Here is a 19,817-nt window from a genome sequence, read left to right as displayed (position 1 = left end):
CTCGCGGCCGAAGCCGTGACGGGGAGATAGGGATGCTGCGCTGCAATATCCAATCGATTGTCTCTGGAAATTGGATAGATTTTCCCTATCTTCGATTCATGAGCCTGCCTACCCTGCGACAGCTGCAATATCTGAAGCTCCTGGCCGAGCACGGCTCCTTCGGCCGGGCGGCCGACGCCGCCCACGTGACCCAGCCGACCCTCTCGTCGGGGGTGCAGGAACTGGAGAAGATCCTCGGCGCCCCCGTCGTCGACCGCGCCCGCTCCGGCATGATCCTCACCGCCGTGGGCCAGGCGGCCCTGGATCGGGCGATCGTCATCCTCAACGAGGCCGAGGAGCTGGTCCAGGCCGCCCGCAACGCCGGCCAGCCGCTCACCGGCCGTTTCCGGCTGGGGGTGATCCCCACCGTGGCCCCCTTCCTCCTGCCCAAGGCCCTGCCGCTGCTGCGGGCCCGCTTCCCCAAGCTGCGGCTGTTCCTGCGCGAGGACCTGACCCATCGGCTGCTGGCGGCGCTGAAGGCCGGCCAGCTCGACGCGGCCCTGATCGCCCTGCCCTACGACATGGCGGGTCTCGCTCACGCCCACGTCTCCGACGACGAGCTGCTGGCCGCCCTGCCGGGCAACCACCCCCTGGCCCATGAGAAGGAGGCGCCGCCCTCGGCCCTGGAGAACGACGACCTGATCCTGCTGGAGGACGGCCACTGCCTGCGCGACCACGCGCTCGCCGCCTGCGGCCTCAAGCCGCCCAAGGCCACCGGCGAGGAGGAGGCCTTCGCCGCCACCTCCCTGCCGACCCTGGTGCAGATGGTGGGTTCGGGCCTGGGGGTCAGCTTCATCCCCGCCATGGCCGTGGCCGCGGGCCTCACCGACGCCGCCGACGTCGCCGTCCTGCCGTTGAAGGGCGACCATCCCAACCGCGAGATCGTGGTCGCCTGGCGGGCAGGGTCCAGCCGCGCGCCCGAGGGTCGGTTGTTGGCCGAGACTCTTCACGGAGCTTGAGCTTAGCTGGCGCGTTGAAGGCCGGCTGACAGGAGCATCCCCTTGAACCGATTTCCCCAACTGGCGCTCGCGGCCGCCGCCGTCTGCCTCTCCGGTTGTATGAGCATGTCGCGCAGCGAGACGGTTTCGGCCCTCTCCACCGACTGGACGGCCAACGGCCGGGTGGACGAGATCACCCTGACCAAGGCCGAGCTGAAGGTGACGCCGCAGTTCGACGACATCTTCAAGGCCAAGGTGAAGGCGAAGCTGGACGCCTGCGCCAAGGGGACCCGGCCCCTGCGCCTGGAGGCCAAGATCGACCGTCTCGACAAGGCCAATCCCGTCATGACCACCGTGGTGGCCGGCGCCAATGTCCTGCGCGGCGAGGCGCGGCTGGTGGACATCGCCACGGGCAAGGTCGTCGCCGACTACAAGGTCGGCCAGACCATCGTCGGCGGCCGCTTCGCCATCGTGGTCATGGGCGAGGCCGAGGAGCAGCTCTCCGAGGCCTTCGGCGACGAACTCTGCAAACAAGCCTTCCCGACGCCGAACTAGGCCGCCCGATATTCCTCGAGGCGCTGAAAAGAATATTTTCGATATATCTATTGCAATCCGGTCCGGTCGAGATATATCTGCGAAATCGACATATCTAAATAGGATCGAAAATGTATCGACATCACTGGAAGCGACACGAACAACGGAGCCGCCATCCGTTCGGCGGCCACGGCTATGGCGGCCATCATCGCGGCGGCCCCGGACGAGGCGGGCGCATCGGCCGCATCCTGGAGCACGGCGACCTCCGCTTCGTGATCCTGGCCCTGCTGAAGGAAAAGCCCAGCCACGGCTACGAGCTGATCCGCGCGCTCGAGGAACGCACCGGCGGCGCCTATCGCCCCAGCCCGGGCGTTATCTACCCGACCCTGTCCCTGCTGGAGGACGAAGGCTTCGTCCGGCAGACGGGCGGCGACGGCGGTCGCAAGGCCTATGAGATCACGCCGGAGGGCGACAAGGCCCTGGAACAGAACCGCGCGGCCGTCGACGCCGTCTTCGCCCGCCTCGACGAGGCCGGCGAGCAGTCGCCCCGCTCCTCGCCCCGGGTGGCCCGGGCCATGCAGAACCTGGGCGTGGCGCTGAAGCTGCGTCTGCAGGGCGAACGCCCCACCGAGGCGCAGATCGACGCCATCGCCGCGGCGATCGACGAGGCCGCCGCCAAGATCGAGCGGGTCTAGGGATGGAGGCGCCGATGAAGTCCAGCGCCACCGTGCCCACGGCCCACGCCGCCCGCTACATGGTGCAGCTTTGCAAGCACTTCGGCCACAAGGTCCCGGCGACCTGGGGCGGCCAGGAAGGGCGCATCAGCTTCGAGGCGGGCGAGGCGGCCCTGCGCGCCACCCCCGACACCCTGCTGCTGGTGAGCTCCGCCGCCGACCCCGAGGGCCTGACCCGGGTCGAGCGGGTGGTGGCGAGCCACCTCAAGCGCTTCGCCTTCCGCGAGCCGGACCTGGCCGTGGAATGGCGTCGGGGCGCCTAAAGGGACTTAGTGAAATAGAGCGCCAGCTCGTCGTCCACCTCGACGGTCTGGCCGGGTGATACGTTGGTCCCGTTCCAGGCGATCCCTCGCCCGTCCGGCAGATAGCCGCGCAGCACGTAAAGCCGCTGCGCTGGCCCATAGTCCGGATAAAGACCGACCCCGATCCCGGCGACGGGCGAGCGCTCGGCGATCAGGGCCTCGGCTGCGTCCATCAGGCGTGAACCGATCCCGCGGCGGCGGAGGTGGGCCAGGACGTTGAAGTCCTGGATCTCCGGAATGCCCATGGCCCGGAATGGCCGGTAGGTGGATTCCCAGCGTACGGTCAGGTAGCCCGCGAAGGCCCCGTCCAGGCGCGCCACCAGCACCGGCCGCTCCCCGGCGGTCTGCTCGTCGAGATAGCGTTCGTACTGGGCGGCCGGCTTGATCCAACCCATGTCCGCGAAGGCCGCCTCGAAGGCCGCCGGATCGTCCTTCGCAAGCCAGCTGATCTGCAGCATCAGTCGAACAGCTTCTGGCTCAGATAGACATAGTGCCGCGCCCAGCGCCGGGCGTTCAACTCGGGATCGGCGTCGTTGGCGTGGCCGCCGAAGGTGTTCTCGAAATAGAGGTAAGGATACCCGAGAGACTCGAGCTTGGCGGCGAACTTCCGGGCGTGGCCGGGATGGACCCGGTCGTCGCGAGTATTGGTCGTGACATAGGGCTCGGGATATTTCTGGCCCGGCTTCAGGTTCAGGTAGCCGTCGTACTTGGCGATGAAGGCGTGGTCCCCCGGGACCTCGGGGTCGCCGTACTCGCCCACCCACGAGGCGCCGGCCGAGAGCTTGTGGTAGCGCAGCATGTCGGTCAGCGGGCTCTCCACCACCACGGCGTTCCAGAGTTCCGGATGTTGGGTGAGCGACACGGTGGTCAGCACCCCGCCGTTCGAGCGGCCGTAGATGCCCAACCGGCGGGCCGAGGCGATCTTGCGCGCGGCCAGGTCGCGGGCCACGGCGGCGAAGTCGTCGAAAGCCAGCTGGCGCTTCTCGCGCAACACCGATTGGTGCCAGGCCGGGCCGAACTCCCCGCCGCCGCGGATATTGGCGATCACATAGGCGCCGCCGCGCTCCAGCCAGATCTTGCCCATCTCGGGGATGTAGACCGGCGGCTTGGCGACCTCGAAACCGCCGTAGCCGTACATGATGGTCGGGGTCGAGCCGTCCAGCTTGGCGGCCTTCGGGCGGACCACGAAATAGGGGATCTCGGTCCCGTCGCTGGAGGTCGCCCAGTACTGGTCGACCCGGTCCTTGGACGCGTCGAAGCGGGCGGGCAGGGTCTTGACCTGGGCCGCCTTGCCCCTGGCGGCGTCGGCCAGCCACAGGCTGTTGGGGGCCAGGAAGCTTTCGCCGGCCACGAAAAGCTGGTCGTCCTTCGCCGAGGTGGAACGGATCGTCAGGGTGGCGTCCTTGGGCAGGGCCAGGCGCCGGGCGGCCCACTTGCCGTCCTTGCGGTCATAGACGTCGACCGCGCCCTTCACGTCCTCCAGAAGTTCGACGGCCAGCATGCCCTTGGTGTCGGATACGTTCTGGATCGCCTGGCGCGGGCCGGGCTGGAAGATCAGCTCCGGTTTCAGAGTCACGGGGTCGACCCCGATCAGCGCCCCGTTGCCGAAGCCGGACCAAGCCTCCTGCAGGGTGAAGATCATGCGGCCGTCGACATAGGCTTGGTACTGCGCCTTGGGCGGCAGGGGGACCGGTGTCAGCTTGCCGGCGGCATGCAGGCTGTACTCGGACTCGAAGAACGACAGGCCGCGCTGGATCAGTATGGCGTCGACCTTGCCGCCCTCGCCGCGCAGGACGTTCGGCTGGGCCCAGACGTCGGTCTTCTGGCCGCGGAAGATCTCGCGGGCCTCGCCCAAGCGGGAAAGGACCTTCAGCACATAGGGATAGCCCGAGGCGGTCAGCTCGCCCGGCGTCCATTCACGTCCGACGATCAGGCTGTCGGCGTCCAGCCAGTCCACATACTGCTTGCCCTCGGACAGCTTGAAGCCGCCCACGACGAAGGCCTTGGTCGCGGTGTCGAACTCGCGCAGTTCGACGGCGTCGCCGCCGCCGTTGGAGAGCCGCGCCAGGCACACGGTCTCGGCCGGCTTGAGGCAGGTCGCGCCCTTCCAGAACCAGTTCTTGCTCTCGGCCGCGGCCAGGGCGTCGAGATCGAGCAGGACCTCCCAGGCCGGATCGGCGCCGCGGTACGACGCCAGCGAGGCGCTGCGCCAGATCCCGTGCGTGTGGACGGCGTCCTGCCAGAAATTGTCCACGCCCGCGCCGCGGAAGCTCGGCTGGGCGATCCTGTCCTTGGCGGTGAAGATCGCCCGCCCCTGCGCCAAGAACGGCGCATATCGGGCGTCGCTTTCGAGGCGCTTGGCCGCCTTGGCGTTCTGCGCCTCGACCCAGGCCATCGATCGTGGCGAGTCGATGTCCTCGAGCCAGATGAAGGGGTCCTCGGCCTGGGCGACGGCGGTGGCCGGGGCGACGAGCAGGGCGCCTGCGAGCGCCGCGGAAACGAGTTTCATGACCACATGGATAAATCGCCTGGGCAGGGCCTGTCTTCCTAAAGGTGATCGGCGGACAATTCTCCCCTATATAGCCCGCCATCATGAGCCGTCCGTTCCTGAAGATGAACGGGCTCGGCAACGACTTCGTCGTGGTCGAGGCCCGATCCGCGCCCTTCGCGCCGACGCCTGAAGAGGTGCGCGCGATCGCCAGTCGCGAGGCGGGGATCGGCTGCGACCAGCTGGTCTCCATTGAGGCCTCCGACAAGGCCGACGCCGCCGTGCGCTTCTGGAACGCCGACGGCGAGGAGGTGGGCGCCTGCGGCAACGCCAGCCGCTGCGTGGGCTGGCTGCTGATGGAAGCCTCGGGCCGCGACCAGGCGGTGATGGAGACGCAAGGGGGCCTGCTGACCGCGACCCGCGCCGGCGACAGGATCGTCAGCGTCGACATGGGCGTCCCGGGCCTGGACTGGACGGACATTCCGCTCGCCGAGGAGATGGACACCAAGGGGATCGAGCTGCAGGTCGGGCCCATCGACGCCCCGATCCTGCACACGCCGGGCTGCGTCTCCATGGGCAATCCGCACGTGGTGTTCTTCGTGCCCGACATCGAGACCGCGCCGGTGGTCGAGGTCGGGCCGATGATCGAGCACCATCATCTCTTTCCCGAGGCGGTGAACGTCGGCTTCGCCCAGATCGTCGCCCGCGACCGCATCCGCCTGCGGGTCTGGGAGCGCGGGGCGGGCCTGACCAAGGCCTGCGGCACGGGGGCCTGCGCGGCCCTGGTGGCTGCACACCGCCGTGGCCTGACCGACAACAAGGCGACCTTGGTGCTGGACGGCGGCGAACTCACCATCGAGTGGCGCGAGTCCGACGGCCATGTGATCATGACCGGGCCCGCCCAGGTGGATTTCACGGGGATCCTGCCGTGACCCGACGCATCGCCATCCTCGGCCTCATCCTCGCGCCGCTGCTGGGGGCCGCCAGCCCGCCGATCGCCACCTATGCGATGAGCTCGGATTCCATGCGCCCGAACCTGGAAAAGGGTGACCTGGTCGGGGCCGACATGCTGGAGGGGATGTGCGGCAAGACCCGTCCCCAGCCCGGCGACGTCGTGGTCTATCGCCCCAAGGACAAGGCCCAGCCCTATCTCGGCCGCGTGGTCGCCGGACCCGGCCAGACCCTGCGGATGCGCCGGGGCCGGCTGGTGATCGACGGCCGCACCGTGCCGGCCGCCCGCGTCGCCGAGGCCCCTGGCGGAGCGGGCGCGGTGGTGCAGGAGACCCTGGGCAACGGGCGCAGCTACTTCACCCTGGCCGGCGGCGAGGAGGCCCTGTTCGACGAGATCGCCCCGGTGCGCCTTGGGCCGCAGGACTGGTACATCCTGGGCGACAACCGCGACGACGCGTCGGACTCGCGGATCTGGGGCCCGTTCGAGAACAAGGACATCTGCGCCGTCGCCACCGTCATCCTCCAGGCCAAGGACAAGAAGCGTGTCGGCGCAAAGCCCTGATATGGACCTGCCCGTGGCCGTGCCCGGCGAAGACGCCGATGTCCGCATCGTGACGTTCGGCTGCCGGCTCAACGCCTATGAGAGCGAGGTCATCCGCGCGCGGGCGAGCGAGGACGGGCTCTCCAACGCCATCGTCTTCAACACCTGCGCGGTGACCGGCGAGGCCGTGCGCCAGGCCCGCCAGGCGATCCGCAAGGCGCGCCGCGAACGCCCCGACGCGCGGCTGATCGTCACCGGCTGCGCGGCTCAGATCGATCCCGCCGGCTTCGCCGGCATGGCCGAGGTCGACCTGGTGCTGGGCAACGCCGAGAAGTCCCAGGCCGGCGCCTATTCGGCCGGCGCCCCGGAAGGCCGGGTCCGGGTCAACGACATCATGAGCGTGCGCGAGACCGCCGGCCATCTGATCGACGGGCTGAAGGACCGGGCGCGGGCCTATGTGGAGGTCCAGAACGGCTGCGACCACCGCTGCACCTTCTGCGTCATCCCCTATGGCCGCGGCAATTCCCGCTCGGCGGCGGCCGGCGAGGTGGTGGAGCAGGTCCGTAAGCTGACTGCCCAGGGCTATCTCGAGGTGGTGCTGACCGGGGTGGACATCACCAGCTGGGGCGCCGACCTGCCGGGCCAGCCGACCCTGGGCCAACTGGTCGCCCGGATTCTCAAGCTGGTCCCGGAGCTGCCGCGCCTGCGGCTGTCGTCCATCGACGCCGCCGAGATCGATCCGGACCTGATGCGCTGCCTGGCCGAGGACCCGCGCCTCATGCCCTATCTGCACCTGTCGCTGCAGGCCGGCGACGACATGATCCTCAAGCGCATGAAGCGCCGCCACCTGCGCGCCGACGCGCTCAAGCTGATCGCCGACGTCCGCGCCGTGCGCCCCGACACCGCCTTCGGCGCCGACCTGATCGCCGGCTTCCCGACCGAGACCGAGGAGATGTTCGAGAACACCCTTCGGCTGGTGGAGGAGGGCGCCCTGTCGTTCCTGCATGTCTTCCCGTTCAGCCCGCGTCCGGGCACCCCGGCGGCGCGGATGCCGCAGCTGCAGCGCCCGGTGATCAAGGAGCGCGCGGCGCGCCTGCGGGCGGCCGGTGAGGCGGCCCTGGTCCGCCACCTGGAGCGCCAGGTCGGCCGCACGATCACTGGCCTTGTCGAGCGCGACGGCGTGGCGCGCGCGGAGGACTTCACCGAGATCGCCTTCACCGGCGAGGCGGCGGTGGGCGCCATCGTGGCGATGCGGATCACCGGCCACGCGGGCGGCAAGGCGCTCGGTCACGTTGCGGTGTTGGAGGCGGCGGAATGAGCGGTGAGACCGGCGGGTGCCAGTGCGGCGCGGTGCGCTTCGAGGTGACGGGCGAACTCGGCCGCGCCTCCATCTGCCACTGCCGCATGTGCCAGAAGGCGTTCGGCAGCTTCTACGGCCCGTTCGTCTCGGTGAAGGTCGCCGACCTGGAATGGACGCGGGGCGAGCGCAAGCGCTTCGCCAGCTCCAACAAGGTGGACCGCGGGTTCTGCGGCGCCTGCGGCACGCCGCTCACCTTCGAATGGAGCTCGAAGGTTGTCGACCTCGCCATCGGCGCCTTCGACGACCCGGCGCCGATCCGGCCGGTGGTGCAGATGGCTTTGGAGAGCGCCCTGCCCTGGGTGGCCGAGCTGCCCGGCCTGCCGGTGAAGACGCCGGAGGAGGAGGCCCAGATGCAAGTCTTCCAGGCTGACATCGTCTCCCGCCAGCACCCCGACCACGACACGGCGGAGTGGCCGCCGGCCTCCTAGATCCTCCCCTCTTGGGGGAAGTGGCGCGTCGCCCACTTCGGCGAGGTGACGGAGGGGGCTGCAGCCCCCAGAAGCGAGTCAAAATCCCCCTCAGTCAGCTTCGCTGACAGCTCCCCCAGGAGGGGAGCATCTATTCAGAGTTTGACGGCTCACGGTCGCGCCCGCGCCCCGGGAAGCCGGGCAGGCTCCAGCCCCAGAGGATGGCGCCGGCGCGGATCAGGAAGGCGGCCAGGAAGCCGGCGATCCCGGCCCAGACGGACGGCAGGCCCAGCAGTTCCAGCCCCACGAAGACCCCGGCGCCGACGAGGGCGCAGGTCACATAGATCTCCCGCTTCAGGAGGATCGAGGGTTCGTGGGCCAGGACGTCGCGGATGACGCCGCCGAAGCAGGCGGTGAGCGTGCCCATGACCACGGCGGAGAAGGCCGGCACATCGAGCGCTCCGGCCTTGGCCGCGCCCACGACGCAATAGGCGGCCATACCCAGCGCATCGAGCCACAGCAGCACCCGCATCCGCGCCTGGCCGGCGCCGAACACCCACACCGCCACGGCGGCGGCCAGGCAGGCCAGGATGTAGCCCGGCCGGTCGACCCAGAAGACCGGCGCCCCGATCAGCAGGTCGCGCAGGGTCCCCCCGCCCACGCCGGTCACGGCGGCGAAGAAGCTGAAGGTGATGATGTCGTGCTTCTGGCGCGCGGCGGCCAGCGCCCCGGTGGCGCCGAAGACCGCCACCGCTCCGTAGTCGAGCCAGACGAGGGTGGCGGCGAGCGCGTCCATGCCCGAACCTCTATCGCGCAAGCCTTCTTCCCGCTAGAAGCCCGCCCATGACCGAACCGAAAAAGGGCTGGCTCCAGCGTCTGACCAGCGGGCTGTCGCGCTCGTCGAAGCAGATGACCGAGCAGGTGGTCTCCACCTTCACCAAGCAGCCGCTGGACCAGGCCAAGCTCGACGAGCTGGAAGAGATGCTGATCGAGGCCGACCTCGGTCCGCACTCGGCCGCGCGCATCACCCAGCGCTTCTCCGACGCCAAGTTCGGCAAGAGCGTCGACGAGAGCGAGATCAAGGAAGCCCTGGCCGAGTACATCGGGGCGGAGCTGGAAACCCGCGAGGGCGACTTCGACCCGTTGTCGGGACCCAAGCCCTATGTGGTGCTGTTCATCGGGGTGAACGGCTCCGGCAAGACCACGACCCTGGGCAAGATCGCCGCCGACCTGACTGGGCGCGGGGCCAAGGTCCTGGTGGTGGCCGGCGACACCTTCCGCGCCGCCGCCGTCGAGCAGCTGAAGATCTGGGCCGATAGGGCGCAGGCCGACTTCATGTCGCGGCCCACCGGCTCGGACGCCGCGGGCCTGGCCTTCGACGCCATCGAGACGGCCAAGGAGAAGGGCCACGACGTCGTGCTGATCGACACCGCCGGACGGCTGCAGAACAAACAGGGCCTGATGGACGAGCTGCTGAAGGTGATCCGGGTGGTCAAGAAGACCCTGCCCGAGGCCCCGCACGAGACCCTGCTGGTGCTGGACGCCACGGTGGGTCGCAATGCGCTCGCCCAGGAGAACATCTTCGGCAACCAGATCGGGGTGTCGGGCATCGTGATGACCAAGCTGGACGGAACCGCCCGCGGCGGTGTGCTGGTGCCGGTGGCCCAGGCCAGCGACAGCCCCATCAAACTGATCGGCGTGGGCGAGGGGATCGAGGATCTCCAGCCCTTCAAGGCGCGCGCCTTCGCCCGGTCGCTCGTTGGTCTGGAGGACGCATGACCCTGTCTCCCACCGCGAAGAAGTATGTGCGCGGCTTCGTGGACTTCGGCGGGCTGATCGCCTTCCTCGCCGCCTTCATCTATTTCCGGGTCTCGGGCGTGGCCCAGTCCGAGGCGCTCATGCAGGCGACCTGGGCCCTGGTGGCCGGCTCGGCCGTCGCCCTGGCCGTCGGCTTCATCGTCGAGCGGCGGATCGCGCCCTTCCCGCTGATCGGCGGGGTGGCGGCCCTGTTCTTCGGCTCGCTCACCCTGTTCTTCCACGACCCCAGGCTGCTGAAAATCAAGCCGACCGTGATGAACACGGTCTTCGGCCTCGCCCTGCTGGGCGGCCTGGCGCTGCGCAGGAACCCGCTGAAGCTGTTGATGGGCGAGTCCATCCAGATGCCGGACGAGGGCTGGCGGCGGCTGACCCTGCACTACGCCCTGTTCTTCCTGGCCCTGGCGGGGCTGAACGAGGCGGTCTGGCGCACCCAGCCGGACGATATCTGGGTGGCCTTCCGCTTCCCGGGCATCCTGATCCTGACGGTGATCTTCTCCTTCGCCCAGGTGCCGCTGATGATGAAATACGCCAAGACCGACGAGCCGCCGCCGCCCCACGTCGAGTAGCCCCTGGCGGTTGCGCCGCCCACGGACCATCTGTCGTCAAATCGACACTGTGGCGCGCTAGCGTCAGCGTGCGGATGACGCTCAGATTGGGACAGCCGATGGCCAAGACCAAGTCGAACGACAAGTCGGGCAAGGGGCTGCCGGCCCTGGACCGCTCTCCCAGCCACCTCCTGCACCGGGCCCTGCAACTCGCCCTCGACATCTATGGCGACGAGCTAGGCGCCGGCGCCATAACCCAGCGCCAGTACGCGGTCCTGGCCGCGGTGGAGGCCCACGAGGGCCTGACCCAGACCGACCTGGTGAAGATCACCGGCATCGACCGCTCGACTTTGGCCGACATGGCCGCGCGGATGATCGCCAAGGGCCTGCTGGAGCGCCAGCGCTCGAGCTCGGACGCGCGGGCCAATGCGGTCAGCCTTACCGACGCTGGCCGCTTGGCGCTTGAGGACGCGCGGCCGAAGATGGCCAAGGCCGACGCCCGGCTGCTGAAGCTTCTGGGCTCGAACAAACGCGACGCCCTGGTGGGCGCCCTACGCGACCTGGTCCGGGCCGGCGAGGCCGCGGGCGATCCGCCGGCCGAAAAGCCGCCCAAGGCCGAGAAACCCAAGAAGGCCGACAAGCCGAAGAAGAAGAAGCTCAAGAAGGCGGCTTAGAGCGGCCTAGACCCGGATATCCAGCAACGAGCCCGGGCGCAGGATCTTCTCCGGGGGATCGGCGGGCAGGGACGTGGGGATCTTCTGAACCGGCGCGGCGGCGGGCGCGGCCATGGCCGGGGCGGCTTGCGGCGCTGTCTTGCCCAGCGCCGCCTCGAAGAAGGCGCGCTGGCCGGGATTGCGCGCCGGCTGGACGCCCTGGCCGGGGACCTGGGCCTGCGGAAAGATCGGCGGGCGGACCGTGCTCACGGGCGGACCTTATGGTTAACGAAGTCCTCGCGAACCTGCCTGCGCCACCTCAAGGTTTGGTTAACGGCGGGCCTTGGCCATCAGCGCGCGGGCGGTTTCGGGGGTGAGGGGGCCGGTGTGCTTGGCCAGGATCACCCCGTCGGCGCCGACCAGATAGGTCTCAGGCACCCCGGTGACGCCGAGCTCGATGCCGGCGCGTCCGTCGCGGTCCACCAGCCGCTCGGCGAAGGGATCGCCCAGCCGGCCGAGGAAGGCCTTGGTGTTCTCCGGCGCGTCCTTGTAGGCGACGCCGATGATCCGCACGCCTTGGCGCCGCAGGTCCACCAGCACCGGATGCTCGATCTCGCAGGGGGCGCACCAGGAGGCGAAGATATTGACCAGGGCCGGGCCTTCGCCGAGCGCCGCGCGCAGAGGCGCGGGGCGGCCGTCGTCCAGGCGCGGCAGGGTGAGTTCGGGCACGGGTTTGCCGACCAGGGCGTCCGGCTGCACCTGCGGGTCGCGCTTCAGCGAATAGACCCCGAACAGCACGGCCAGAGCCGCCAGGGCGACCAGCGGCAGGAGGGCCAGCCAACGGCTCACTGGCCGTCCTTCTCCGCGCGGCGGCGCCAGCGCCGGGCGCGGGCCAGGGTCGCCCAGATCATGCCGGCGAAGACCACTCCGGTGATCGCATAGGCCGGCCAGACAAAGGCCGCGTACTTGCCGGCGTCGAAATCCAGCATGTCAGCTCCTCGCCGCGCGCAGGGCGGCGGCCTCGGCGCGGCGGCGCCAGACCTCGGCGCGGATGCCCACCAGCCACAGCGAGCCGAAGGCCGCGGTATAGGCCAGCGCCATCAGGCCAAGCGGCCAGAGGAAGATCGGCGGCATCGCGGGGCCGTCGGCGCGAAACACCGATGCGCCCTGATGCAAGCTGTTCCACCAGTCGACCGAGAACTTGACGACGGGCAGGTTGACGATCCCCACCAGGGCCAGGATCGCCGCCGCGCGCGCCGCCTTGGTCTCGTCGTCCAGCGAGGCGCGCAGGGCCATGTAGGACACGTACAGCAGGAACAGGATCAGCACCGAGGTCATGCGCGCATCCCACTCCCACCAGGTCCCCCACATCGGGCGTCCCCAGAGCGAGCCCGTCACCAGGGCCAGGAATGTGAAGGCCGCGCCTAGCGGGGCGGCCGCCCGCGCCGCGGCGTCAGCCAGGGCGTGGCGGAAAATGAGCGACAGAAAGCTCGCCCCGGCCAGGCAGGCATAGACGAACATGCTCATATAGGCCGCCGGCACGTGGATGAACATGATCCGCACCGTGTCGCCCTGCTGGTAGTCCTCCGGCGCGGTGAAGCCCAGCCACAGGCCGGCGAGCGCCAGGACGGCCGCCAGCACGCCGAACATCGGCGCGGCCCAGCGGGAAAAGGCCATGAACCGCTCGGGGTTCGACAGAAAGGCCGGCGCCGGGATCATGCGGGCGGATTAGACCCCGGCGCGGCCGTGGGCAAGGCGCCTAGCGTGGCGGCCGCGGCGGGGCGGGCGGCTCCGGGGGCATGGGCGGCGGCGGCGGCAGGGGTTCGCCGTGGAAATCATGCATCCTCGGCATGCGGTGCATCATGGCCATGGGGCCAAGCGGCATGGGGCCGAAACCGGGTCCCGCGAACATCATCATCGGCATCTCGTCGAAGGCGCGCTTCTGGCGTTCGTCCAGCGCCGCGTAGAACGTCCGCGTCGCGGCGATGCGGGCCTGCATGGCGGCCTGGTGCTGGGCCATCCTGGACTCCATCTCGTCCAGGCGGGCGAGGGTGGAGCGCTGTTCGGCGGCGTGGTCGAAGCTGGCCATGTGCTCGTGCTTGGGCTTCACGGCCTCGAGATAGGTCTTGAGCGCCGGCTCCTGGTCAGGGCGCAGCTGCAGGATCGCGCTCAGGTGGCCGTCGTGGTCGCCGTGGCTCCGCATCATGACGCGCCGGTCGGGGCCGGCGTGCATCTTGACGTCCTTGTCGACGAATTCCTTGGTCCAGGTCTTGGGGGCCGGCGCCGGCTTGGGTTCGGCGGTGAGCGCCGCGCCGGCGGAAAGGGATAGGGCGGCTCCCGCGAGGAGCCAGGTCAAGCCTCGAGACATCGCCGTTTCTCCCTGTTGGCGGTTGCCGAGAGGCCGACGTTCCGCGCCGACCATGGCGAAAAGTGGCCAATGGCGACGCTTCCAGGTGAAGCTTTCGTAATGTCGCGGGACGGACGCCGGGCCCGTCCCGCGATCGAGCGTCTAACCGTGTCCGCCCATGCGGCCGTGACGCCCGCCGCCGTCGTGACCGCCACGTCCGGCGTGCAGGGCGTCGAAGGCCTTCTGCTGGGCGGGCGAGAGCTGGGCGTAGAACCGCTTGGTGGCCGCGGCATGCTGCTCGAACCGCGCCTGGTGCTCGGCCATCCGCGCCTTCTGGGCGTCCAGCTTTTGCGGGGTGGTGAGCCCAGCCATCTCGCCACGGCGTTCTTGACGCTTCTCGCGGCCGCCGGCCGGCGGCTGGTGAGAGTCGACGAAGGCCTTGAGCGCGGCCTCCTGGTCGGGACGCAGCTGCAGGGCCGCGCGCAGGTGTTCGGCGCGCGCGGCTGGATCGGCGTGGCGCATGCCGCCGTGTCGACCGTCGTGGTCGCCGCCATGGCCGGGCATGGCGGTGGCGGGCAGGGGCGGCTGTTGGGCCAGGCTCGCCGTGGCGAGGCCGGCCGTGAGGATGACGCCGCCCAAGGCCAGCGGCGCGAGCTTTCCAAGGTTCATTGATCGCAACTCCAGTTTCGCGCCCCTTGCAGCTTGAACGGGCGGTCGTCGGGAGTCCGTCGCTAGGACAGGGCGTTGCGGCAGGCCGCGGCCATGGCGATGGGGCCCAGCGCCACCGCGCCCGCGGCGTAGCCCGCCAGCAACAGGAAACCGGAGGTCCAGGGCAGGCCGCCCGAGAAGGCGTCGAGCGCCCCGCCGCCGAAGATCACCGGCGGCACGAACAGCGGCAGGACGATGACCGCCGTGAGCAGGCCGCCGCGCCGCGCGCCCAGGCTGAGCGCCGCCCCGATCCCGCCGACGAAGGAAAAGGCCAGGCCGCCGATCAGGGCGCAGGCGAAGATCAGCGGCGCGAGGCGCGGCTCGGCGCCGAGCGCGATGGCGGCGACCGGCGCGGCGAGGGCCAGAGGTGCGGCGGTGGCGATCCACTGGCCCAGGCACTTGATGGCGCAGACGATCTCCAGGGGCGTTGGCGACATGACCAGCAGGTCCAGCGCCCCGTCCTCGTAGTCGCGCTCGAACAGGCGATCCAGCGACAGCAGGGCGGCGAGCGCCAGGGCGACCCAGGCCGCGCCCGGCGCCACGGCCATCAGCCGCGCGGGCTCGGGCCCGATGGCGAGCGGCAGCAGGGTGGCGACCCCGGCGTAGAATCCCACCGAGACCAGCGGCCCGCCGCCGCGGCCCCAGGCCAGGGCCGTCTCGCGGCGGAGCAGGGCGAGGGCCCGGCTCACGCGGAGATCTCCAGGGTCTTGGCGGGGATCGGCAGGGGGTCGTGGACGGCGGCGACGATCATCCCGCCGCCGGCCAGGTGCTGCGCCATCATCGCCCCGAATCGCGCGCGCCAGTCGGCGTCGAGCGGACTGAGCGGTTCGTCCAGCAGCCACAGGCCGCGCGGGGCGGCCAGCAGCCGGGCCAGGGCCAGCCTGCGCCTCTGACCTGCGGACAGGCGCCGGACCTCGAGGTCGAGCAGCGGCGTCAACTCAAGGGCCTGGGCGGCGGCCTCGGCCGAGGCCGGGGTTCCTCCGGTCCAAAGCGTCCAGAAGCCGAGTTCCTCGCGCACCGTGCGGGCGGGCTTCTGGCCGTCCTGGTGGCCGACCAGGTGGATGTGGTCGCTGCGGGCCAGGGTGGGGTCGAGATCGCCGAAGCCGATGGCGCCGGCCTCCAGGCCCACCAGGCCGGCGACGGCGCGCAGCAGGCTGGTCTTGCCCGCCCCGTTGCGGCCGGTGAGCGCCGCGGCCTCGCCCGCCTTGAGGCGCAGCTCCAGGCCCTGGAACAGCAGGCGCCCGCCCCGGCGCAGGGCCAGGTTTCCGATCTCCAGGCGCCCGATCATGCCCAATTCCTCCCCTGCGTAGCGGGGGAGGGGGACCACGCGTCAGCGTGGTGGAGGGGGCGAGACCGGGCTCTGAGCTTGAAGCCGCCCCCTCCACCGCCTGCCGGCGGTCCCCCTCCCCCGTGAACGGGGGAGGAAAAGGACCGGCCCGCCGCATGGACGAGCCGGGTTCCAGGGGCTATGACGCGCGCGGCCGTCGCCACCTCGGGGGGCGTACGCGGCGCTGGGGCGAACGCTGTGTGTCCGCCTCCAAAAGCGCGCGATCCCCGGATTGGACGTTGAGCGGCCGCGAACAGAGGAAGGATCCTTGAAAATGGCGTCAGCCAACAGTTTGAATAGCCGCCGCGAACTCGCGGTGGGCGACAAGTCTTACGTCTACTACAGCCTTCGCGCCGCGGAGGAAGCCGGTCTTTCGGGCGTCTCGCGCCTGCCGGTCTCCATGAAGGTGCTGCTGGAAAACCTGCTGCGCAACGAAGACGGCAAGACCGTCACTCCCGACGATCTCAAGGCGCTCGCCGCCTGGCTCGACAACAAGGGCTCGGTCGAACACGAGATCAGCTTCCGCCCGGCCCGGGTGCTGATGCAGGACTTCACCGGCGTGCCCGCCGTGGTCGACCTGGCCGCCATGCGCGACGCCATGACCAGCCTGGGCGCCGACCCGGAGAAGATCAACCCGCTGAACCCCGTCGATCTGGTGATCGACCACTCGGTGATGGTGGACCACTTCGGCACCGCCAAGGCCTTCGGCGAGAACGTCGAGCGCGAATACGAGCGCAATATCGAGCGCTACCGCTTCCTGCGCTGGGGCTCCTCGGCCTTCAACAACTTCCGCGTCGTGCCCCCCGGCACCGGAATTTGTCACCAAGTGAATCTTGAGTACCTCGCCCAAACCGTCTGGCTGGGTGAGGAAGGCTCCGACGCCGTCGCCTATCCCGACACCGTGGTCGGCACCGACAGCCACACCACCATGGTCAACGGCCTGGCGGTCCTGGGTTGGGGCGTGGGCGGCATCGAGGCCGAGGCCGCGATGCTGGGCCAGCCGATCCCGATGCTGATCCCCGAGGTCATCGGCTTCAAGCTCTCCGGCGCCATGCCGGACGGCGCGACGGCCACCGACCTGGTGCTCACCGTCACCCAGATGCTGCGCAAGAAGGGCGTGGTCGGCAAGTTCGTCGAATTCTTCGGGCCGGGCCTGTCGGGCCTGACCCTGGAAGACCAGGCGACCATCGCCAACATGGCCCCGGAATACGGCGCCACCTGCGGCTTCTTCCCGGTGACCAAGTCGACGATCGACTATCTGCGGGCGACGGGACGCGCCGAGGAGCGCGTGGCCCTGGTCGAGGCCTACGCCAAGGAACAGGGCATGTGGGTCGAACCGGGCGACGCCGATCCGGTGTTCTCCGACACCCTGGAGCTCGACCTCGGCGCCGTCCTGCCTTCGCTGGCCGGTCCGAAGCGTCCGCAGGATCGTGTCCTGCTCTCCGACGCCGCCGCCGAGTTCGCGGCCGCGCTCAGCAAGGACTTCGGCAAGGGCGACGCGCCTGACGCCCGCGTTCCCGTCGCCGGTGAGAAGTTCGATGTCGGCCACGGCGACGTGGTGATCGCCGCCATCACCTCCTGCACCAACACCTCCAACCCCTCGGTGCTGATCGCCGCGGGCCTGGTCGCCAAGAAGGCGATCGAAAAGGGCCTGAAGGTGAAGCCCTGGGTGAAGACCTCGCTGGCGCCCGGTTCGCAGGTGGTCACCGACTATCTGAAAGCCGCCGGCCTGACCAAGTCGCTGGACGCGCTGGGCTTCAACCTGGTCGGCTACGGCTGCACGACCTGCATCGGCAATTCCGGCCCGCTGCCGGAAGCCATCTCCGACGCGGTGAACCAGGGCGACCTGGTGGCCTGCTCGGTGCTGTCGGGCAACCGCAACTTCGAAGGCCGGGTGAACCAGGACGTGCGGGCCAACTACCTGGCCTCGCCGCCCCTGGTGGTCGCCTACGCGCTCGCCGGTTCCATGAAGATCGACCTCTCCACCGAGCCGCTCGGCGAAGGCAAGGACGGCAAGCCGGTCTATCTGAAGGACATCTGGCCGACCTCGGAAGAGATCGCCGTCCTGCAGCGCAAGCACGTCACCAAGAAGATGTTCGACACCCGCTACGCCGACGTCTTCAAGGGCGACAAGAACTGGCAGGGCATCAAGGTGGCCGGCGGCCAGACCTACGCCTGGGACATGGGCTCCACCTACGTCCAGAACCCGCCCTATTTCCAGGGCCTGAAGATGGAGCCGACCCCGGTCGTCGACATCGTCGAGGCCCGGGTGCTGGGGGTGTTCGGGGATTCGATCACCACCGACCACATCAGCCCGGCGGGTTCGATCAAGGCCACGGCCCCGGCCGGCGTCTATCTGCGCGAACGCCAGGTGCCGCCCACGGAGTACAACTCCTACGGCGCGCGCCGCGGCAACCACGAGATCATGATGCGCGGCACCTTCGCCAACATCCGGATCCGCAACAAGATCACCTCCGACATCGAGGGCGGGGTGACCAAGCACTTCCCGTCCGGCGACGTCATGTCGATCTATGACGCGGCCATGCGCTACCAGTCGGAGGGCCGGCCGGCGGTGGTGTTCGCGGGCAAGGAATACGGCACCGGCTCGTCGCGCGACTGGGCGGCCAAGGGCACCAAGCTGCTGGGCGTCCGCGCGGTGATCGCCGAGAGCTTCGAGCGCATCCACCGCTCGAACCTGGTCGGCATGGGCGTGCTGCCGCTGCAGTTCACCCAGGAGGGCTGGCAGAAGCTGAACCTGACCGGTGAGGAGATCGTCACCATCCGCGGCCTGACGGAGCTTTCGCCCCGCAAGCAGCTGACGGTGGAGATGTACCGTCCGTCGGACGGTCGGATCGCCCGCTTCCCGGTCCGCTGCCGGATCGATACGCCCACCGAGCTCGAGTACTACAAGCACGGGGGCGTGCTGAACTACGTGCTGCGCAACCTCGCGCGCTCGGCCGCCTAGGACCTGAGCTTTCCCTCCCCTCTATGGGGAGGGTGGCTGGCGCGAAGCGACAGACGGGTGGGGTTCTCCTGCAATTGCCCCACCCTGATCGTGAAGTTCATCCTCGGGCCGACCGCTGGTCGGACCCGGGGGCGATCTGTCCCTCCCCATGAAAGGGAGGGAAAAGAGGCGGTCACACCTTGTTGAACCCAATTCTCCGGGGAAGTCCGCTTTATTGCGCCACGATGCGTAAAGCCGCGCTTTTGTGCCTGACCCTCATCGCGACCCCTGGCTTGGCCGCGGCGGCCAAGCCGCCCGTGGTCATCGAGCTCTTCACCGCCCAGGGCTGCGCCTCTTGTGGCGAAGCCAACAGCTATGTCGGCAAGCTGGCCGAGAAGCCCGGCGTGCTCGCCCTGACCTTCCCGGTCGACTACTGGGACTATCTCGGCTGGTCCGACACCTTCGCCAAGCCGGAGTTCGCCGACCGCCAGCGGGCCTATGTGACCCGGCTCTCCCTGCGCGAGCCCTACACGCCCCAGGTGGTGGTCGACGGCCACGCTCAGGCGGGGGGTCTGCAGACCGATAAGGTCGACAAGCTGCTGGCCACCGCCGCCAACGATTCGCGCCGCGCGCCCGACATGGCCTTCATCGGCCTGCGCCGGGTGGACGTGGGCTCCGGCCCGGTCCCGCGTGGCGGGGCCGAGGTCTGGTTGGTCCGCTACGATCCGCGCGCGCAGGACGTGGTGGTCAAGAAGGGCGACAACCGCGGCCAGACCGTGGCCCACAGGAACGTGGTGCGCGAGATCAGACGGCTAGGAAGCTGGCGCGGCCGGCCCACCGCCTATCGCCTGCCGCCGCCGACCGAGGACGGCCTGGCCACGGCGGTCCTGGTCCAGGGCCCCGACGGCGGGCGCATCCTAGCCGCGGCCCAGCGGACGCCCTGACCCTGGCGTAGTCCAAGACCCGGACATGAGGAGGCCCGCGCAGGTGGGGGGCATCCCGCGCGGGCCTTTGTCTCATGTGGTCCAGACTGGAGGGGTCTGGAGGATAAAGCGTCGGCTGATCGAAGCCCACGATCCAGGGGGGCTGGGGGGGCTGTTCAGGATCCGGGACCAGCAGGTTCCGACCAACCGACGATTAGGACTATCGGTAGTGGATCAGGCGGGCGGGAGACCGAAATA

24 protein-coding genes are annotated in these 19,817 nt (G+C 69.6%); 13 read left to right on the top strand and 11 right to left on the bottom strand.

All coding sequences use genetic code 11. The features are described from left to right. The first annotated feature begins 98 nt into the window (after positions 1-98). The 4 genes from V6M51_RS04880 (at position 99) to V6M51_RS04865 (ending at position 2,508) form a co-directional block, all read left to right on the top strand. Entirely contained in the window at positions 99-998 is a 900-nt protein-coding gene (locus V6M51_RS04880; protein ID WP_332765123.1) for a hydrogen peroxide-inducible genes activator, read from the top strand. Positions 999-1,040: 42 nt separating this feature from the next. Next, positions 1,041-1,532, top strand: a complete 492-nt coding sequence (locus tag V6M51_RS04875; RefSeq protein ID WP_332765121.1) for a hypothetical protein — start codon at positions 1,041-1,043, stop codon at positions 1,530-1,532. Positions 1,533-1,642: 110 nt separating this feature from the next. Beyond that, a complete protein-coding gene (locus V6M51_RS04870) occupies positions 1,643-2,206 on the top strand; it encodes a PadR family transcriptional regulator (RefSeq protein WP_332765119.1) in 564 nt (187 codons plus the stop codon). 14 nt (positions 2,207-2,220) lie between these two features. Then, a complete protein-coding gene (locus V6M51_RS04865) occupies positions 2,221-2,508 on the top strand; it encodes a DUF2218 domain-containing protein (RefSeq protein WP_332765117.1) in 288 nt (95 codons plus the stop codon). Here V6M51_RS04865 and V6M51_RS04860 read toward each other — a convergent pair. Both V6M51_RS04860 and V6M51_RS04855 read right to left on the bottom strand, forming a co-directional pair. After that, positions 2,505-3,005: a GNAT family N-acetyltransferase gene (locus tag V6M51_RS04860; protein WP_332765116.1), complete on the bottom strand. Its 501-nt coding sequence runs from the start codon at positions 3,003-3,005 to the stop codon at positions 2,505-2,507. The two genes, V6M51_RS04865 and V6M51_RS04860, sit on opposite strands and share 4 nt — an antisense overlap. Next, positions 3,005-5,056 carry a prolyl oligopeptidase family serine peptidase gene (locus V6M51_RS04855; protein ID WP_332765115.1) on the bottom strand — a complete coding sequence of 684 codons (2,052 nt, stop codon included), beginning with the start codon at positions 5,054-5,056 and terminating at the stop codon, positions 3,005-3,007. Before V6M51_RS04855 ends, V6M51_RS04860 begins: the two co-directional genes overlap by 1 nt. 83 nt (positions 5,057-5,139) lie before the next feature. Here V6M51_RS04855 and dapF point away from each other — a divergent pair, with 83 nt between their 5' ends. From dapF to V6M51_RS04835, 4 genes are read left to right on the top strand one after another with little or no spacing between them, the layout of a single operon-like run. Further along, positions 5,140-5,967, top strand: coding sequence for a diaminopimelate epimerase (dapF, locus tag V6M51_RS04850; protein WP_332765113.1), 828 nt, complete (start codon positions 5,140-5,142; stop codon positions 5,965-5,967). Continuing rightward, on the top strand, positions 5,964-6,548 hold the full coding sequence (gene lepB, locus V6M51_RS04845; RefSeq protein WP_332765111.1) for a signal peptidase I: 585 nt from the start codon (positions 5,964-5,966) through the stop codon (positions 6,546-6,548). Before dapF ends, lepB begins: the two co-directional genes overlap by 4 nt. Before the next feature lies 1 nt (position 6,549). After that, complete coding sequence (gene mtaB, locus V6M51_RS04840) at positions 6,550-7,845, top strand: tRNA (N(6)-L-threonylcarbamoyladenosine(37)-C(2))-methylthiotransferase MtaB (protein ID WP_332765109.1); 1,296 nt, start codon at positions 6,550-6,552, stop codon at positions 7,843-7,845. Next, a complete protein-coding gene (locus V6M51_RS04835) occupies positions 7,842-8,315 on the top strand; it encodes a GFA family protein (RefSeq protein ID WP_332765107.1) in 474 nt (157 codons plus the stop codon). The genes mtaB and V6M51_RS04835 overlap by 4 nt, the downstream gene beginning before the upstream one ends. A gap of 130 nt (positions 8,316-8,445) precedes the next feature. On the opposite strand, the gene V6M51_RS04830 is transcribed toward V6M51_RS04835, so the two are convergent. Beyond that, a complete protein-coding gene (locus V6M51_RS04830; protein ID WP_332765105.1) occupies positions 8,446-9,090 on the bottom strand; it encodes a trimeric intracellular cation channel family protein in 645 nt (214 codons plus the stop codon). Between the two features lie 47 nt (positions 9,091-9,137). On the opposite strand from V6M51_RS04830, the gene ftsY reads away from it, so the two are divergent. The 3 genes from ftsY to V6M51_RS04815 all read left to right on the top strand — a co-directional run bounded on the left by ftsY (position 9,138) and on the right by V6M51_RS04815 (position 11,331). After that, the gene (gene ftsY, locus V6M51_RS04825; protein ID WP_332765103.1) at positions 9,138-10,073 is read left to right on the top strand and encodes a signal recognition particle-docking protein FtsY; all 936 of its coding nucleotides are present in this window, start codon (positions 9,138-9,140) and stop codon (positions 10,071-10,073) included. After that, positions 10,070-10,678 (top strand): inner membrane-spanning protein YciB, encoded by a 609-nt coding sequence (locus V6M51_RS04820; RefSeq protein WP_332765101.1) that lies wholly within the window; start codon positions 10,070-10,072, stop codon positions 10,676-10,678. The genes ftsY and V6M51_RS04820 overlap by 4 nt, the downstream gene beginning before the upstream one ends. Before the next feature lie 98 nt (positions 10,679-10,776). Beyond that, positions 10,777-11,331: a MarR family winged helix-turn-helix transcriptional regulator gene (locus V6M51_RS04815; protein ID WP_332765099.1), complete on the top strand. Its 555-nt coding sequence runs from the start codon at positions 10,777-10,779 to the stop codon at positions 11,329-11,331. A 6-nt stretch (positions 11,332-11,337) separates the two neighbouring features. Here the strand turns inward: V6M51_RS04815 and V6M51_RS04810 are convergent, their stop codons facing one another. The 8 genes from V6M51_RS04810 to ccmA form a co-directional block, all read right to left on the bottom strand. Then, positions 11,338-11,580 carry a hypothetical protein gene (locus V6M51_RS04810; protein ID WP_332765097.1) on the bottom strand — a complete coding sequence of 81 codons (243 nt, stop codon included), beginning with the start codon at positions 11,578-11,580 and terminating at the stop codon, positions 11,338-11,340. Positions 11,581-11,640: 60 nt separating this feature from the next. Continuing rightward, positions 11,641-12,159, bottom strand: a complete 519-nt coding sequence (locus V6M51_RS04805) for a DsbE family thiol:disulfide interchange protein (protein ID WP_332765095.1) — start codon at positions 12,157-12,159, stop codon at positions 11,641-11,643. Then, the gene (gene ccmD / locus V6M51_RS04800) at positions 12,156-12,299 is read right to left on the bottom strand and encodes a heme exporter protein CcmD (RefSeq protein ID WP_332765094.1); all 144 of its coding nucleotides are present in this window, start codon (positions 12,297-12,299) and stop codon (positions 12,156-12,158) included. The genes V6M51_RS04805 and ccmD overlap by 4 nt, the downstream gene beginning before the upstream one ends. A 1-nt stretch (position 12,300) precedes the next feature. Beyond that, positions 12,301-13,029: a heme ABC transporter permease CcmC gene (gene ccmC / locus V6M51_RS04795; protein WP_332765093.1), complete on the bottom strand. Its 729-nt coding sequence runs from the start codon at positions 13,027-13,029 to the stop codon at positions 12,301-12,303. Positions 13,030-13,069: 40 nt separating this feature from the next. Then, positions 13,070-13,666 carry a Spy/CpxP family protein refolding chaperone gene (locus V6M51_RS04790; protein WP_332765092.1) on the bottom strand — a complete coding sequence of 199 codons (597 nt, stop codon included), beginning with the start codon at positions 13,664-13,666 and terminating at the stop codon, positions 13,070-13,072. 153 nt (positions 13,667-13,819) lie between these two features. Continuing rightward, positions 13,820-14,326, bottom strand: a complete 507-nt coding sequence (locus V6M51_RS04785; RefSeq protein ID WP_332765090.1) for a Spy/CpxP family protein refolding chaperone — start codon at positions 14,324-14,326, stop codon at positions 13,820-13,822. Between the two features lie 62 nt (positions 14,327-14,388). After that, complete coding sequence (gene ccmB, locus V6M51_RS04780; RefSeq protein ID WP_332765088.1) at positions 14,389-15,054, bottom strand: heme exporter protein CcmB; 666 nt, start codon at positions 15,052-15,054, stop codon at positions 14,389-14,391. Then, positions 15,051-15,653 carry a heme ABC exporter ATP-binding protein CcmA gene (gene ccmA, locus V6M51_RS04775; RefSeq protein ID WP_332765086.1) on the bottom strand — a complete coding sequence of 201 codons (603 nt, stop codon included), beginning with the start codon at positions 15,651-15,653 and terminating at the stop codon, positions 15,051-15,053. Before ccmA ends, ccmB begins: the two co-directional genes overlap by 4 nt. A 313-nt stretch (positions 15,654-15,966) precedes the next feature. Here ccmA and acnA point away from each other — a divergent pair, with 313 nt between their 5' ends. Both acnA and V6M51_RS04765 read left to right on the top strand, forming a co-directional pair. Further along, positions 15,967-18,657 (top strand): aconitate hydratase AcnA, encoded by a 2,691-nt coding sequence (gene acnA, locus V6M51_RS04770; protein ID WP_332765084.1) that lies wholly within the window; start codon positions 15,967-15,969, stop codon positions 18,655-18,657. A 242-nt stretch (positions 18,658-18,899) separates the two neighbouring features. Continuing rightward, on the top strand, positions 18,900-19,580 hold the full coding sequence (locus V6M51_RS04765) for a DUF1223 domain-containing protein (protein ID WP_332765082.1): 681 nt from the start codon (positions 18,900-18,902) through the stop codon (positions 19,578-19,580). The last annotated feature ends 237 nt before the right edge of the window (positions 19,581-19,817 follow it).

It is taken from the genome of Phenylobacterium sp. (genome assembly GCF_036677185.1).
GTDB lineage: Bacteria > Pseudomonadota > Alphaproteobacteria > Caulobacterales > Caulobacteraceae > Phenylobacterium.
Note: the sequence above shows the minus strand (reverse complement) of the source record. Positions and strands in the feature narration are given on the sequence as shown.

Bases quoted from the DNA above. Each gene is read 5' to 3' on its own strand.
- V6M51_RS04880 (WP_332765123.1), top strand. From the start codon at position 99: ATGAGCCTGCCTACCCTGCGACAGCTGCAATATCTGAAGCTCCTGGCC.
- V6M51_RS04870 (WP_332765119.1), top strand. From the start codon at position 1,643: ATGTATCGACATCACTGGAAGCGACACGAACAACGGAGCCGCCATCCG.
- V6M51_RS04865 (WP_332765117.1), top strand. From the start codon at position 2,221: ATGAAGTCCAGCGCCACCGTGCCCACGGCCCACGCCGCCCGCTACATG.
- V6M51_RS04860 (WP_332765116.1), bottom strand. From the start codon at position 3,005: ATGCTGCAGATCAGCTGGCTTGCGAAGGACGATCCGGCGGCCTTCGAG.
- V6M51_RS04855 (WP_332765115.1), bottom strand. From the start codon at position 5,056: ATGAAACTCGTTTCCGCGGCGCTCGCAGGCGCCCTGCTCGTCGCCCCG.
- dapF (WP_332765113.1), top strand. From the start codon at position 5,140: ATGAGCCGTCCGTTCCTGAAGATGAACGGGCTCGGCAACGACTTCGTC.
- mtaB (WP_332765109.1), top strand. From the start codon at position 6,550: ATGGACCTGCCCGTGGCCGTGCCCGGCGAAGACGCCGATGTCCGCATC.
- V6M51_RS04835 (WP_332765107.1), top strand. From the start codon at position 7,842: ATGAGCGGTGAGACCGGCGGGTGCCAGTGCGGCGCGGTGCGCTTCGAG.
- V6M51_RS04830 (WP_332765105.1), bottom strand. From the start codon at position 9,090: ATGGACGCGCTCGCCGCCACCCTCGTCTGGCTCGACTACGGAGCGGTG.
- ftsY (WP_332765103.1), top strand. From the start codon at position 9,138: ATGACCGAACCGAAAAAGGGCTGGCTCCAGCGTCTGACCAGCGGGCTG.
- V6M51_RS04820 (WP_332765101.1), top strand. From the start codon at position 10,070: ATGACCCTGTCTCCCACCGCGAAGAAGTATGTGCGCGGCTTCGTGGAC.
- V6M51_RS04815 (WP_332765099.1), top strand. From the start codon at position 10,777: ATGGCCAAGACCAAGTCGAACGACAAGTCGGGCAAGGGGCTGCCGGCC.
- ccmD (WP_332765094.1), bottom strand. From the start codon at position 12,299: ATGCTGGATTTCGACGCCGGCAAGTACGCGGCCTTTGTCTGGCCGGCC.
- ccmC (WP_332765093.1), bottom strand. From the start codon at position 13,029: ATGATCCCGGCGCCGGCCTTTCTGTCGAACCCCGAGCGGTTCATGGCC.
- V6M51_RS04785 (WP_332765090.1), bottom strand. From the start codon at position 14,326: ATGAACCTTGGAAAGCTCGCGCCGCTGGCCTTGGGCGGCGTCATCCTC.
- ccmA (WP_332765086.1), bottom strand. From the start codon at position 15,653: ATGATCGGGCGCCTGGAGATCGGAAACCTGGCCCTGCGCCGGGGCGGG.
- acnA (WP_332765084.1), top strand. From the start codon at position 15,967: ATGGCGTCAGCCAACAGTTTGAATAGCCGCCGCGAACTCGCGGTGGGC.